The organism is Fibrella aquatica (assembly GCF_041321135.1).
Lineage (GTDB): Bacteria > Bacteroidota > Bacteroidia > Cytophagales > Spirosomataceae > Fibrella > Fibrella aquatica.
On sequence record NZ_JBGGWF010000017.1, the window covers coordinates 14,718 to 29,885 of the forward strand.

Consider the following 15,168-nt stretch of genomic DNA (forward strand, 5'->3'; position numbering starts at 1 on the left):
ATATAATATTGGTCGTTTTCGGATTAACTGAAATTACTCATTGATTTACAAGTAGTTAACTATTCATATAAAAGAGGGGTGCTTTGCATAGCAGAGTGCCCCTTTTTCATGAATAACCTTGACTTTTTGGTAATTATGCGTCTCAATACAAACCTGAAAGTAACCGAGTCACTGACTCACTTACTGTGTCAACCCGCCATTCATATATGCAAAAACAACTACGTTCCCTTTTTCAACTTCTCTTTTTATGCGGCCTTGGCTTGTCTGGTGCTGCACAAACAAGCATCACAACTCAACCGCTTAATCAGACGAGTGTTTGCCCAAGTACGTTGCTCGATGTGGCGTTTACGGTTACAGGTGGTTTCCTTCCGGGCAATAGTTTTTCCGTTCAGTTTGTTAAAGGCGCGGAGTCTGTTACTCTACCAGCCAATACGGTACTGGTTAACTCCGTCACCGGCCAGTATACTACCACCATTACACTCACCAACGCGTTAACGGCTGGCACGTACCGCATTAGAATGCTAGCCAGTAATCCGATCACGATCGGTTCGCTCAGCCCAACTCCACTGCTTATTAAAACACAGCCAACAACAGGCCCTGTCATAAAAGCGCAGCCCATTGGCAACTTCACCAGTCAGTACACTTTTTGCCTGAACGATCCCACTTTCCCGGTAGCTAATCTGGTTGGCCCCGTTCCCGAGAACTACCTGGTGCTGTATGATATTGGTACCAGCATGGCCAGCACCAACCAACGAACGTTTACCTCACCGGTTATCAGCACCAATACGGTGGGGGTTAAAACCTATAACCTCAGGTACGTTGTGATCGATGAAACAAAAGGATGCAGCCCCGTTGAACAGCCCGGCACCGTTTCCTTCTTAAGAACGGAAGTTCGGGCCAGCCCAGGCGCACCCTCCGTTCCGGCTCCATCGGTTATCTATTGCCAGGGCCAAACCGCGAGTCCTTTATCGGTTTCGATCACAAATGCCGGCGCCAATTTGCTTTGGTATGATGCCAGCGGAAAGCTGCTGACAGGTGGTACGCCAACCCCGCAGACAACATCGTCAGGCACCTCAACCTATCAGGTAAGCCAGTCGTTTGATCAATGTGAAGGCCCGAAAGTTCCTATAACGGTCACCGTTCAAACGGCGATAGCCGCGCCCGTAGTGGCTCAAACACGGATTGACCTGTGCCGGGGTGCTGTTGCTCAACCGTTGTCGGCTACGGGTACAAACCTGATCTGGACCGACCCTACAGGCCTGACCTCTACGGCAGCGCCAGTCCCGAATACCCTAAATGCCAGCAAAACGCCGGATGGAGACCTCTACTACGTGGCACAATCAGCGGGGGGTAACTGCACAAGCATTCGGTCAGCTATTCGGGTAGTGGTTCAGCCTCAGCCGACGTTATCATTGGTGGGGGGAAAAAACATTAACCTCGGAACCGATCTGGTGCTTCAACTTCGATTTACCGGGGCCGGACCATTTCGCTACCAGATCACGGCTAATACGGGCACTGCAACCATTACAGGTACAGCTACCAAAGACACGTCGTTACTGGTGATGCCTGAACGAACAGTGGTTTATCAGGTGACGGAAGTAAGTGGAAGTTGCGGCATCGGATTACCCGGAAACCCAGCCACAGCAACAGTGGTTGTATTGATTCCAACGATTCGCACATCGCCATTAGAAACAGCCATAGCCTGCGCCGGAGGCACAATAACTACTAATTTTCAGACCACTGGTACGTTTAATTCCAACAACGTTTTTCGGCTTCAGATTGCGCGTACTAACCCCGATACGGCTAAAATAATCTACTCAGATCTCTCGATTGCTCAGCAGGTTGGTTCATCGCAGATAACAGGCATACTCCCTGCCACGGCCACGGCAGGAACGTACCTGGTGCGGGTAGTCGCAACTAACCCGCGGTATCCGATTATAGGCACACCCAGCTCGTCTACGTTAGCCATTTTGGGGCAGGCAGGGGCTTCACTAACCACTACTACACCTATTATTTCTGATGGCGGCATGGCCAAATTATCTGTTGCTTTCACTGGTGAAGGGCCCTGGACATTCAGCTACAGTGATAGTTCGGGCGTTGATCTACCACTGACCATACGAACCATAACGACCAACGCCAATCCGCACGTATTTGAGGTAAAGCCCAGCCGCACCACAGCTTACCGCCTCACCAGCATCAGCAACGGCTGCAACCTGAATACTTCTATTGCCAGCCGGGCCCTCGTTACAGTATCCCCTTTGCTCTCAACTGAACCGTTGCCCGGTTTGGTCAGCGTTTATCCAATACCTGCCACCAGCATAGTGACTGTTCAGATTGACCCTTCTCTACTGACCAGCGCAGCTACACTTACTCTGGTTGATGAAAAAGGCCATGTAGTACTCAGCATAAACACCCGACAGGCGATCACCCAGCTACCACTCTCTGAGCAACCCGCTGGTTTGTATGTGCTTCAGATAATGGCAAATGGACACAAAATGAGCCGTCGGTTGGTGAAGCAATAAAATCGAGAGCGAAAAGCCAATACGGTCGGCATCGGCTCAGGATCGGGTGTAATCGGCATAAATAGGGCATATTACCCAACAGCGTATAGTACGCCGGGGCCGTTTATTGCTGAACTTTGCCAAAATCCTCATCAACAGCCTGAGCCGCTTACTTGCTGAGATGAGCCACCACCTGATTGTCTTCTATTCATTGATCGATTTTCACAAAATAGCGACCCACTGCCAAACGGCGCTCATTGATGAGTGCCTGCCTTTCTGGCTGAAATACGCCTGCGATGGGCTGGGTGGTGGTTATTTCGACTACCTGACTACCGATGGGCAATCAGTTGACGCCCTGAAAACCGTGGCCCGACAGGCAGAACAGGTTTGGGCATTTGCTTACCTGTATACTAACATCGACGCCCAACCCGACTGGATTGACCACGCTCTGCACGGAGCCGATTTTCTGGCCGAACATGCGCATACGCCCCAAATGGGCTGCTATACGTACCTGGATCGTGTTGGCAACCCAGCCGTTCGACCCACCTCGCTGCAATTGACCATCCACGACCCGCTGACCAGTGCGCGGGTAGCGGCAGCATACGCCCAAATTCACCAGGCCACCGGCGACGACCAATGGGCGATGCTCGCAAAACAGACTTTTCAGGCCATTTTGCGCCACTACCACGAAAGCCGTGAAGCGCTGCTGAGTACCCCTGTTGACCACCTGCAGCCACTCCAACATCTAAGCCAACCTGTTGCCTTGTTGCGCGCCCTCGTCGATGCCCGACCACTATTTGCCGCCACCGACTGGAAAGAAACGACCGAGCCACTCCTGAACGAAATCCTGAACGAATTTCTCGACAAACGGCACGACATCGTGCGCGAGTATGTGGGTGCGGGAGGGTCTTTCTCCAATACCCCGGAGGGGCGTCGGGTAGCTACCGGCCTGAGCATGGAAGCGGCCTGCCTGCTCATTGATGTAGGTACGTTGCTGGGAAATAGAAAACTCACACTGCAAGCCACAAACTGGTGCCTGCGCACCTGTGAATGGGCATGGCCCGCCCGTCCCGAAGGCCGAACCGACGATCGACAGGGCCTGGCCAAATGGGTAGACTGGAAAGATCAGCCCCTCGTTTTTGAAGGTGATACCCACCGCCTCGCCGCCGACCATTTGCTGGCACTTGCTGCACTTACCAACGGATACTGGCACACCCGTCACCCCGAAGCTCCCCGCTGGATTAAACGCCTTTATGATTATTCGTTCCAGCATTTTCCCGATAGTAAACCCGGATCGAGCTGGCATTTAGCAATTGATAGTCAGCAACAGCCTGCCACTTCGTTTAAGGCAACCGCCGAAACAGGTTGTTATGGCCTCGTTCGTGGACTGGCTACTACCTGGCAACACTTAGACCAATGTGCGCTGCTTCAACCCACCGGTGTGCGTGGTGTAGGCGTATAATCGGCGATTTTGGTATCTTGCAACAACCCTAAACTACTATCTACCGTGCTTTATGTTGTTCATGCCTACGACGGCACCGACCCTGAGGCTATTGACCGGCGCATGGCTGCCCGTCCTGCCCATTTTGAGGGAGCAAGACGCCTAAAAAGTGAAGGCCATTTCATACTTGGCGGAGCACTACTCAGCCCCGATGGGCAGATGATTGGCTCGATGATGCTGCTCGAGTTTACCGACGAAGCCCAACTTCAGAACTGGATGTCCTGGGAACCTTATATTCAGAATAAAGTCTGGGAACACGTTGACGTTAAGCCTTTTCGCCAGGCCGACGTATGAAACAGCGCTCCCTTTCCGTCCTTTTATTACTCGCGCTGGTTACCTGTCAACGTAAACAGGCAACCAGCGACACAACATCCCCCGATTCACTGGTTAGTAAGGCGTCTATAATTGAATCGGCTACTGAAACATCGGCACAATCGCCAGATAATTTTCTGATCATTCCGGGGTTACAGGTTGGTTCTATTCATGCTGACGCCACTGAGGCGGGCCTAATCGACATACTGGGTAATAAGAACGTGGTTCGTGACACGATCTATGTAGCCGAAGGCACGTATGAGATTGGCACCACTATTTTTAAAAACACCGCCGATCAAGCGCAAATTCTCTGGGCCGATAATCGCCGTTTTGCGCGTCCTCAATCGGTATTGATCCGGCCCGCCCGCGATCAGGACGGCCATTTGCGACCTGGAACGGCGGGACCTGTTACGCAGTGGATTACCGGCCAGAAAATAAGACCGGGTATGTCGCTACGAGACGTTGAAAAGCAGAACGGCAATCCGTTTAGCCTCTATGGTTTCGACTGGGACTATGGCGGTTGGTCGACAAGCTGGAAGGGTGGCGCTCTGGAGCAGCAAGATGGCAAAACACTGATTAGTCTCGGTTTCGGTGTTTCCGAGTCGATGACCGGTGCCCAGGAGAAACTATATGAGTCGCTTATGGGTGACCAGGAATTTCTGTCGAGTAATCCGGCTATGCAACAATTGAATCCTACTGTACAAAACCTGACCATATCCTTTCAATGACCCCCTCTCCTACCCTGCGTATCTATCAACTCGACGCGTTTGCGGATCAGCTATATACTGGCAATCCGGCGGCGGTGATTCCTTTAACCGACCAAAATGAGTGGTTACCCGATGCCCGGATGCTGGCCATAGCGGCCGAAAACAATCTGGCAGAAACGGCTTTCTACATTCGTACCGAAACGGGTTTCCACATCCGCTGGTTCACGCCCACGGTTGAAGTTGACCTCTGCGGCCACGCGACCCTGGCCACTGGGTACGTTGTCTTTTTCCTGGAAGAAAAACCATCCGAATCACAGATCACCTTCGATTCTCGATCAGGTCCGTTAACCGTTCGGCGCGATGAAGATGGCTGGCTGGTACTCGATTTCCCGGCTGATGTACTTCAAAAAGCGCCTGTTCACCCTCCGGCTCTGTCGGCTGGCCTTAATGGTCCCAAACCGCTGGAGATTCGCAAAGGGAAAACCGATTTCATGGTTGTGTACGCTTCTCAGGCTGATGTGGAATCACTGGCTCCCGATTTCCGCGAGCTACTTTCTGTACCAGCGCGAGGCATCATCGTTACTGCTCCCGGAAACAATGTTGATTTTGTGTCGCGTTTCTTTGCACCGCAATCGGGTATCGACGAAGATCCGGTCACAGGATCGGCTCATACCACGTTGATTCCGTATTGGGCCGAAAAGCTGGGAACAAATACCCTGTCGGCTCGCCAAATTTCGGCGCGGGGCGGTAATCTACGATGCACCCTACACCCAGACCAAAATCGGGTCGATATTGCCGGTCAGGTGAAGCTATACCTAAAAGGCGAGTTGGTGGCCTCGTAACCTAAGGGGTAACGTACCTACAGCAATGCCCGGAACGCAGGCTACGCCCATCAGGGCTGAAGTTTGCGCTCCGGGCATTCTGTTGTTGGCGGCTAAATCATCCCCCGCGCCTTTAGCTCCAGATATTTATTCACCGTATTGGCGGTCAGATCGCGGGGAGCGGTCAAGATACTTTGAATACCATATTGCCCTAACTCTTTAACAATCAACTGCTTTTCGTACGAAAATTTTTCAGCGATTGTTTTCAGGTAGATTTGTTCCGTATCGTAGGCGGGTGTGTTAAGCAACGATCGAAGCTCCGTGTTGTCGAAGAAAACAACCAGCAGCAGATGATCTTTGGCTAAGCGGCGCAGGTAAGGTAGTTGCCGCCGCATACCGCTCAGTGTTTCGAAGTTGGTAAACAGTAAAAGTAATCCGCGCTGACGGACCTGCATGCGAACAGTGGCGTAAAGCCCTTCAAAATCGGTTTCCAGATAACGGGTCTTCTGGCGGTAAAGCACCTCCAGAATCTTCAGCATATGCCCCGGACGGCGCTCGGCAGGCACGATCTGCCCAATTCGGTCAGAGAACGTGATCAAACCCGCCCGATCCTGTTTCAGCAACGCGATATTGCTCAAAACCAGCGAGGCATTGATCGCATAATCGAGTAGGGTCAGCCCTTCAAACGGCGAGCGCATTACCCGGCCTTTGTCGATGAGGCAATACACCGCCTGCGACCGTTCGTCGGTGTAAGCATTCACCACCAGGTTCGATTGGTTGGGATCTGACCGACGGGCGGTTGCTTTCCAGTTGATCGTCCGCAAGTCGTCGCCCTGCGTATAGGGACGTACCTGTTCAAATTCCATACTGTGGCCAATGCGCCGAATTCGTTTTATCCCAACCTCGGTAAGGCGATTACTGGCGGCCAGCAACTCATACTGGCGCATTTGCAGATACGAGGGGTAAACGGGCACTAATCGGCCTTTCTCGAATTGAAAACGCCGTTTCAGCAACTTCAGCGGCGTCATCACAAAGACGTTGATAGCGCCGAAACTGTACTCGCCACGCCGCGTTGGCCGTAGCTCATAGCGAATCGCTTTTGTTTCGTTCGGTTTAAGCTCAGCTGTAAACAACACATCGCGGCGTTGAAACTGAAACGGAATTTCATCAACGATCTCAACCGGTGTGTTAAACGCGTAACGGCTTTCCAGATACAGGGTAATCGGATTGTCATCGCCGTTGGATAACCGGTCGGGCATATCGCGACGGGCGAAGAAAATGGCTTGTCCCCCGGCGGCGCTCTCGCGAAACAGCAATACCAGTTCAATGAGCAGTAACAATACAAAAACGGCAAAGGCAATTTGCAACAGCGGAAACAGAATAGGTAACGCATAGCCTACCACAAAGGCTACCACAAAGCCCGCCAGGATGAACCAGACACGCAGCGAAATAAAAAGCGGACGAATAAATTTCATCATATCGGTTTACCACCGCGGTTAGCCAGTGCAATAATCAACGGGGAACCTCTACTTTCTGAATCAGTTGGGCGATCACATCGTCGGCAGTGGCGCCCTCCATTTCGCGTTCGGGGGTGAGCAAAATCCGGTGACGCAGTACCGGCGCGGCCAGTTCCTGCACATCTTCGGGCGTAATAAAATCGCGTCCCCGCAACGTAGCCAGCGCTTTGGCCGAATTGAGCAACGCTACAGCAGCGCGGGGCGACGCGCCCAGATACAACGACTTGTTGGCCCGTGTACTTCTGACAATCTGGGCAATGTAATCGAACAGATTATCTTCTACGTGGACCTGATGCACCTTGTTGCGCATGTCGTTCAACTGATCGGCAGTCAGCACAGCATTGATGGCAGCCATAGCGTCGGTCAGGTTACGGCGTTGATGGTGTCCGCGCAGAATATCCACTTCTTCGGCCTGTTCAGGGTAGCCAACCACAATTTTGAACAGAAACCGGTCGAGTTGGGCTTCGGGCAGGCGATAGGTTCCCTCCTGTTCAATGGGGTTTTGTGTAGCCAACACCATAAACGGTGGCGGCAGCAGGTATGTGTTACCATCGTTAGTCACCTGCCGTTCTTCCATGGCTTCAAAAAGAGCCGCCTGTGTTTTGGCCGGTGCCCGGTTGATCTCATCGATCAGCACGATATTAGCAAAAATAGGCCCGTGCTTAAACGAGAATTCCGCCGTTTTGGGGCTAAACACCGACGTACCCAACACATCGGCCGGCATCAGATCAGGCGTAAACTGAATCCGACTGAACTGTACCGAAACAGTTTTAGCCAATAACTTAGCTGTCAATGTTTTGGCTACGCCCGGAACGCCCTCAATAAGCACATGTCCATCGGCTAGCAGTGCGGCCAGCAATAGATCGATTGTTTGGTGCTGCCCAACAATTACTTTTCCAACTTCAGCGCGAATAGCGTTGATGGCAGCACTTAGGCCCTGAAGGTCAACGCGGGTATCAAAAGGTTGTTCCATGTATGAATAATGTTCGTTCAAAGTCCAAAATACGGGGTTTAGGCTTCTCGGTCCAGAGTGATAAAACCTCAGATATTGGAAACAGAACTGCTAAGATTGAAATTTTCAATGGCGGAATTGATAGTCAGTAAATCAAATTCCGAGAGTGAAACGGCTCGTTGCGCCTGAGCCAGTATCCGCACCAGATTTTGGGTTTCATCGAGCGGAACACCGCTTTTACGGGCCAGCGTTTCGGTAAATTCTGTATCGAGAATGTGCGTACTCATCTGATAACGCTCGCGGAGATCGGCCAGGAAATACAGGATTTTCTTACGACCCACGTTGTCATGATCGTTTTGCTGGAAATACATCCGCCCCACCGTTTTCACAAACTCGAGCGATGTATTCTGGGGCAATGGCATTACAGGAATCACACGCTGCGTCCGTTTTCCGGCAAACAGGGCATAAATAATGAGGCCAAACAAACCAATGTAGTATGCCCAACTCAGAGCCGGTTGCTTATAAATGTACCGCAACAGTGATTGTTCATCTTCGTTGAATCGGCCCTGCTTCTGAAACTCATCCCAATAAGTGGTCTGAGCCGGCAAATACGAAAATGCCTTGGTCATATAATCGGCCGAGGCGGGGAAGAGCAGGTAATAATTGGTTAGTGCAAGCGGCAGGTTATGAATGTAAAAAACGCCCTTACCATGCGGGATACGCAGAAAAATTGCTTCGTTTCGGGCATTACGAGCCAATACTGTAATACCACTATTTGGCTTTTTTACGACCAGATAATTTCGTCCATCGTCGTGTCTAAAATTGTATCCTCCTTTCCGCGCCAGCTTAGGTCCCACAAAATTTGAGCGCAGTGTTGAGTCAGCCTCAAGTGGATTCTTCACGTTGGCTTTAAATCCCAGCGCCTTACTCAGCGTATCCGAAAAATCATAGGCCGACAAAAAAGCGTTGTTGCCGCGTGCCACGTACCTGAGCAGTTCACGGGTGTCGTAGGTTCCCGCCGCAAAATCCTCGCAAACGGCTATGTAGTTACTGGGCGTTACTACCTTCGTCTCGGTCAGCAAATTGTAGGCGGGCAACCGAACACTTTCAACCGTTTTCCGCCCCATCAGGCCAGGCAATAACTCAAACACCGCTTGAGTGCCAAACGGAATACGGTCGTTATTTCGGTAAGTAGGGTTCCAGTCTATGGGTTTGGGCTTGTAATACTCGAACACTACAAACGCCGTAAGCGTAGCCAGCAGGAACAGGATGTATTTGTTTATACGCATGAAAACGCAGTCAATTTATGACCTTGAATGGCTAGGCTTTAAACTGTTGAAACTGCTCCCGGATGCTACTAAAACGGGTTTCATCGACCGGAAAATCACCGTACCATGCATATTCAAATAGTGTGGTCAACTGCTCAAACGGGAGCCGCTTAGGATTTCCTGTCAGCTCATAAGCATATTGCCGGTTGGTTTTGTCGGGTTGCCAGCGAATCAGGCCACTGTCGGTCAATTCCTTCAGCGTTTGCAGATACAACAGCCGGATGGCCAGCCGGTAGTTGCGCTTCTCAACGGCTTCGTTGATGCGGTCGCTAAAGTTGATCTGATGGATGTTTTCGTCTACTGTTTCGTAGCCCAGCCCTGTATGTTTAGCCCGACCCGGAAACAGATTAGCCAGCACCTCCGCTTTGTAGAGCAACCAGATTACCAACCCGGCAATGCCCGCCAGTAGCACATACTGACCAACACTCCGATACGCCTTAGTGCGGAGCAACTCTCCTACTTTATACCAGAACCAAGACAAAAACCGTTGCCAGGGGCTAGCCGTGGGCGGCACATCGTCGCCATACTGATACGCCCTGTCGGTCTGAATGTCACGTAGTTTATCGGCATCAACCGACCGTACCCCAACAGGAGTACGGTCATTAACAACCGCATACGTGGCAGTATCACGGGCGGCAGCCACCGAATCGGCTTCCTGCTTATAGGCTTTATCTACCTCAGGGCTGACCACCACGTCTTTCGCGTCTGCAGGCGACACGGTTGTTGTATCCTGAGCCACAGCCGAAGTCAGCAGGCCGAGGGCAATCATTACGCACAAACAAAGTCGACTTAGTAGCATAAAAGATCAACAATTGGCCTGGTGTTTTTGTACGCAAGACCAACCCATTCAACGTGCTTAATAGTCACCTTCTTCCTCCCGATTCCGTAAGGTGCCTGATGTAGATGCACCCGGAGTGGTTGACAGTTGACCAATAGAGTCAATCTGACTCAGCAGTCCGGTGCCTTCTTTTTCTTCCACCAGTGAAAAGTACTGAAAGGCGATCGTTGTCGCCGAAATCCCCTGTAAAATGGACCCACCAACCGAGGCTAAAGCAGTTAACACGGCTGTCAGTATAGAAATATCTTTCACCACGCCTGCCCCAAACAAACCACCGAGAATGGCAGAAGGCAGCGTGAATACCATGCTCATGATACTGACAATGATGCCCATAACCAGCAAAATCCCGAATGTTGACCACCAATTATCGCTGATTAGTTTGAACGAACGACTGATAACCTGACCAACTTCCCGACGTTCAAATACCAGAATCGCGGGGGCAAGGGTCAGAACTACGGCTACGTATATACCCGGCAAAACCAGCAGTATAAACGCAAATGCCATAATGATGGAGGTTACGATAGACAGCAGAATACCAGAACCAATGTACCGTTGTACTTCGGCCCATACTTCGCTTACCCCAATGCTGTCTTTGGTTTGTTTTTCACGATACAGCCGGATATACGAAAACGTGACCAAACTGGTCAGTACATAGGCAAACAACTGAAGCACCATGCCAATCAACTGTGGACCGGAAAGAATGCTGGCATAAAACGACATCAGCTTATCCGGCGTATTCACCGATGTGGCAGACCCTAATAGCTTAGCCTGTCCGTAGCCGGAGATGATACCACCCACCAACGCCAAAGGCCCCACAATAAAGAGTAGCGATAACCCTAAACCGCGGATTTGCTCGGTCACGAACGTGAACGTAGCATTGATTTTTTCGCCAAAATCGCGGCGTCTTTCAAACTGGATCATGAGAGTAAGAAGTAGAGATTAGGCATTTTGACGGGAACGGTGCAACTGAATTGGGTAAATTATGAAATACCAGACAATGAACGCTGCCGATGTAGCAATAATCAGCAAACTAACCGCCGGCTGAAGCGTAAGACGGGTAACGAAGCTTTCCAAGAAGCCGGCTATAATAAAGATAGGAACCAGCCCCACAGCAATTTTCAATCCTTGTTTTGCCCCGCGTTTAAACGACTCTAAACGCGGCAACGTACCTGGAAACAGCAGGCTATTGCCCAGCGTGAGCCCGGCGGCACCTGCAATTACGATGGCCGAAATCTCGAGCGTACCGTGAATCCATATTTTCAGCAACGATTCGGCAAGCAAACCCCGTTCGTAGAAAAAAGCCTGAAAAGCACCCAGCATTACACCGTTGTAGAACAGCATCACCAACGTACCTACCGAAACAACTACGCCCGCCACAAACGCCCGTAGCGAAACAGCAATATTGTTCAGCGTAATCTGGAAAAACATACTACCCTGATCCATGCTGCCGTATACACCTAGCGGATTTCCTTTTTTGATGTTCTCCAGCGTCATATTCACATACTCATCGCCCAGAATGAGGCGAACAAAGGTGGGGTCATTGATCGCCGAAATCCAGCCAATGAGACAGGCAATCAGGAAAAAAACGGCCGACACCGCCAGCGTTCGTTGCGAATAGTAAAAAAGTTGGGGAAGCTCGTATTTCCAGAACGCCACGAATCGGCCGCGCTCTTCGCGCTTGTTCTGCATCAGGCCCCGGTGCATCTGGGCGGCCAGCCCGTTCAAATACCGCGTCACATTCGACTCCGGGTAGAACGTGCGGGCATACGACAGGTCGTCGGTCAGTTCCACATAACGGGCTGTCAGCTCGTCGGGATCTCTTGTCGGATTTCTTTCAATATCGGCCCACTTGTCAGTGTTCCGTTTCACAAAGGCAGCTTCACGCATACAAACCGAAGGCAGGTAGGTTTATCGACTTAATCTAATCGACCGGGGAAAGTTACTTAACTATCGGCAAAGTTGGTGGCATTTTCACACGAATAATCACAATAAAAGGCGACTCAAAAACAGGCCTAACCGGTATCTTTGACCTAGCGAACAAACGTTCGAAAGATCAACCCACCCCTCTTCCGATGGCTGTTTCTATCCAGACCACCCAGAACGTATTACTCGAATATGAGCCTGCCAGTATTGGCGACCGAATTTTAGCCACCCTACTCGACTATGTCGTCTTTGCGGCATGGGCTATACTCACAATCGCACTTCCGGCTGGCGCAGGTTGGTTTGGTTCCGGCGGACAATCGGTAGTGTATGTACTGGTTGTAGCAGCACTTCCTATCTTCTTCTACGATTTTTTCTGCGAATGGCTATTGAACGGACAGAGCATTGGCAAGATAGCGCTGAAAATCAGGGTAGTTATGATGGATGGGTCACAGCCGGGCGTTGGTGCTTACCTGATGCGTTGGCTACTCCGCCTGGTCGACACGCGCATTTTCAGCGGTATAGTAGCCATTGTTTGCGTGGCCACTAATGGCAAAGGGCAACGACTTGGCGATCTGGCCGCAGGAACCACTGTTATCCGGCTCCATTCAAAGGTGCAACTTGATGATGTCGTTTATAATAACCTCCCCCCCAACTATCAGGTTCGCTTCCACTCGGCCCAACAGTTGACCGATCGGGATATTCAAGTGATCCGCGAGGTACTCCGGCGGGGTTCATCGGAAGCAGCCGACCTGACCGCCGACAAAATCAAAGAGGTACTACATATCACCACCGATCTGAGCAACTACGACTTTTTAATTACCATTATCAACGACTACCAATTCCTATCCATGCAGGAATGAGTTCTAAGTTCAACGTCTAATGTTCAAGGTAAGGTCTAACGTCCAAAGTCTAATGTCTAAAGTCGCTACGCATATCAGCAGAGCAACTTTAGCCATTAAACTTTAGACGTTGAACTCTAACAGACTTTGAACTCTTAAATCTATGCTAGCTTCCATAAAATCACTGTCTGAACAATACGCTGCCGGTGCTGTGGCCATTCGTCGTCATTTACACGCGCATCCTGAATTGTCATTTCATGAGCAGGAAACCGCCCGTTTTGTGGCACGTGAGCTTACTGCACTCGGTCTGCATCCGCAGGAAGGCGTAGCCGGCACAGGCGTAGTTGCCCTGATTGAAGGCACCCTGCCGGGCATCGATAACCGGGTTGTTGCCCTACGCGCCGACATGGATGCTTTACCCATTCTCGAAGCGAACGATGTACCCTATAAATCCACCGTCGACGGTGTTATGCATGCCTGCGGACACGATGTGCATACCAGCAGCCTGCTAAGTACCGCCCGTATCCTGACCGAATTACGTGATCAGTTCTCGGGAACAGTTAAGCTCGTCTTTCAACCCGCCGAAGAAAAAGCGCCGGGTGGTGCCTCATTGATGATCAAAGAGGGCGTTTTGGATAACCCACGGCCTCAGGGCATGATTGGCCAACACGTAGCAACCAACGTGCCTGTCGGAAAAATTGGTTTTCGAGAAGGCATGTACATGGCCAGCACCGACGAAATTTACATGACCATTCACGGCAAGGGTGGGCATGCCGCCATGCCTGACAATCTGGTAGATCCTGTACTGATTGCCTCACACGTTATTGTGGCCCTGCAACAGATCATCAGCCGGAACCGACCACCAGCCAGCCCATCCGTACTTTCTTTTGGCCGCTTCATTGCCGATGGAGTGACCAACGTGATTCCTAATTACGTGCAAATCGAGGGCACATTCCGGTGCATGAACGAAGAATGGCGTGAGAAAGGCGTAGCACTTATTCAGAAAATGGCCGAAACTATGGCTGAAGCCATGGGCGGTACCTGCGAGTTTACGCGCGTAAAAGGGTACCCTTTCCTGAAAAATCACCCCGAACTAACCCGGCGGCTACGTACCCAGGCTGAGGCCTATATGGGACGTGAGAATGTAGTAGACCTCGATTTGTGGATGGCGGGGGAAGATTTCGCCTTTTACTCGCAAGTAGTCGATTCCTGTTTTTATCGCCTGGGTACCCGCAACGAAGCACGAGGCATCGTTAGCGGAGTACATACTCCTACGTTCGACATTGACGAGGAGGCACTGGCGATTGGCCCCGGCCTGATGGCCTGGCTAGCCGTGCAGGAGTTGCAGGGAAACTGATATAAGCAAGCCTACCTGACTGTAACGTCGAGTACTTCGGCCAGCATTGTACTGAGCGATGTCAGTGAGGTAGGTTTGGTCAGGAAACGTTCGGCACCATTGGCAATGCAAAAATCACTGTCTTCCTGAGCCGATGACGTCGACAGAATAACAACTGGAATATCCTGACCAACAGGCGATTCCTTTACTTGAGTCAGCACATCCCGGCCTGGTAATTTGGGGAGGTTCAGGTCAAGGACCAACAAATCAGGGTGTTCAGCTGCTTCATTAAGGTAGGGCATTACCTGATCACCATCCGTTAACGTAGTTAGTTGAGTAGTAATCGATTGCTTTTTCAACGCCAGTTCAAAGAATGTGATGTCGTCTTCGTCATCTTCTACCAGCAAAATTCGGACCGGTTGGGTCATAAGGATGTCATAACAGATGGTTAGCAAAATTACAAAACAAGTAAGTAATTATGTTTAATTGTGTTGAGGAAAGACACACATAGTCTGGCTTTCTTTTGCCGTAACCCGTTTGAGTACCCAATTTGGGCCTAAGCAGGTAGGAGCAGGAAAGCAGTAAATACAGCA

The 15,168-nt window shown here is 50.9% G+C and carries 14 protein-coding genes; 7 read left to right on the forward strand and 7 right to left on the reverse strand.

Annotation, left to right across the window (positions count from 1 at the left end; all coding sequences use genetic code 11):
- Positions 1-206: 206 nt before the first annotated feature.
- From ACAW87_RS24175 to ACAW87_RS24195, 5 genes are all read left to right on the forward strand, one after another.
- A complete protein-coding gene (locus ACAW87_RS24175) occupies positions 207-2,522 on the forward strand; it encodes a T9SS type A sorting domain-containing protein (RefSeq protein ID WP_370726232.1) in 2,316 nt (771 codons plus the stop codon).
- Positions 2,523-2,682: 160 nt separating this feature from the next.
- Positions 2,683-3,963: an AGE family epimerase/isomerase gene (locus tag ACAW87_RS24180; RefSeq protein WP_370726233.1), complete on the forward strand. Its 1,281-nt coding sequence runs from the start codon at positions 2,683-2,685 to the stop codon at positions 3,961-3,963.
- Between the two features lie 45 nt (positions 3,964-4,008).
- Positions 4,009-4,296 (forward strand): YciI family protein, encoded by a 288-nt coding sequence (locus ACAW87_RS24185; protein ID WP_370726234.1) that lies wholly within the window; start codon positions 4,009-4,011, stop codon positions 4,294-4,296.
- Entirely contained in the window at positions 4,293-5,042 is a 750-nt protein-coding gene (locus ACAW87_RS24190) for a hypothetical protein (RefSeq protein ID WP_370726235.1), read from the forward strand. The genes ACAW87_RS24185 and ACAW87_RS24190 overlap by 4 nt, the downstream gene beginning before the upstream one ends.
- Positions 5,039-5,863 carry a PhzF family phenazine biosynthesis protein gene (locus tag ACAW87_RS24195; RefSeq protein ID WP_370726236.1) on the forward strand — a complete coding sequence of 275 codons (825 nt, stop codon included), beginning with the start codon at positions 5,039-5,041 and terminating at the stop codon, positions 5,861-5,863. Before ACAW87_RS24190 ends, ACAW87_RS24195 begins: the two co-directional genes overlap by 4 nt.
- 92 nt (positions 5,864-5,955) lie before the next feature.
- Here ACAW87_RS24195 and ACAW87_RS24200 read toward each other — a convergent pair whose 3' ends face one another.
- From ACAW87_RS24200 to ACAW87_RS24225, 6 genes are all read right to left on the reverse strand, one after another.
- Entirely contained in the window at positions 5,956-7,317 is a 1,362-nt protein-coding gene (locus tag ACAW87_RS24200) for a DUF58 domain-containing protein (protein ID WP_370726304.1), read from the reverse strand.
- A 37-nt stretch (positions 7,318-7,354) separates the two neighbouring features.
- A complete protein-coding gene (locus ACAW87_RS24205) occupies positions 7,355-8,332 on the reverse strand; it encodes an AAA family ATPase (protein ID WP_370726237.1) in 978 nt (325 codons plus the stop codon).
- A 68-nt stretch (positions 8,333-8,400) separates the two neighbouring features.
- Positions 8,401-9,600 carry a DUF4350 domain-containing protein gene (locus tag ACAW87_RS24210; protein ID WP_370726238.1) on the reverse strand — a complete coding sequence of 400 codons (1,200 nt, stop codon included), beginning with the start codon at positions 9,598-9,600 and terminating at the stop codon, positions 8,401-8,403.
- A gap of 31 nt (positions 9,601-9,631) precedes the next feature.
- Positions 9,632-10,408, reverse strand: coding sequence for a DUF4129 domain-containing protein (locus ACAW87_RS24215; RefSeq protein WP_370726239.1), 777 nt, complete (start codon positions 10,406-10,408; stop codon positions 9,632-9,634).
- 87 nt (positions 10,409-10,495) lie between these two features.
- Positions 10,496-11,398: a DUF7847 domain-containing protein gene (locus ACAW87_RS24220; RefSeq protein ID WP_370726240.1), complete on the reverse strand. Its 903-nt coding sequence runs from the start codon at positions 11,396-11,398 to the stop codon at positions 10,496-10,498.
- Between the two features lie 18 nt (positions 11,399-11,416).
- Positions 11,417-12,364 (reverse strand): stage II sporulation protein M, encoded by a 948-nt coding sequence (locus tag ACAW87_RS24225; protein WP_370726241.1) that lies wholly within the window; start codon positions 12,362-12,364, stop codon positions 11,417-11,419.
- A 185-nt stretch (positions 12,365-12,549) separates the two neighbouring features.
- On the opposite strand from ACAW87_RS24225, the gene ACAW87_RS24230 reads away from it, so the two are divergent.
- Both ACAW87_RS24230 and ACAW87_RS24235 read left to right on the forward strand, forming a co-directional pair.
- Complete coding sequence (locus ACAW87_RS24230) at positions 12,550-13,260, forward strand: RDD family protein (RefSeq protein ID WP_370726242.1); 711 nt, start codon at positions 12,550-12,552, stop codon at positions 13,258-13,260.
- Positions 13,261-13,402: 142 nt separating this feature from the next.
- A complete protein-coding gene (locus tag ACAW87_RS24235; RefSeq protein ID WP_370726243.1) occupies positions 13,403-14,596 on the forward strand; it encodes a M20 metallopeptidase family protein in 1,194 nt (397 codons plus the stop codon).
- Between the two features lie 11 nt (positions 14,597-14,607).
- Here the strand turns inward: ACAW87_RS24235 and ACAW87_RS24240 are convergent, their stop codons facing one another.
- Complete coding sequence (locus tag ACAW87_RS24240; RefSeq protein WP_370726244.1) at positions 14,608-15,003, reverse strand: response regulator; 396 nt, start codon at positions 15,001-15,003, stop codon at positions 14,608-14,610.
- Between the last annotated feature and the right edge of the window lie 165 nt (positions 15,004-15,168).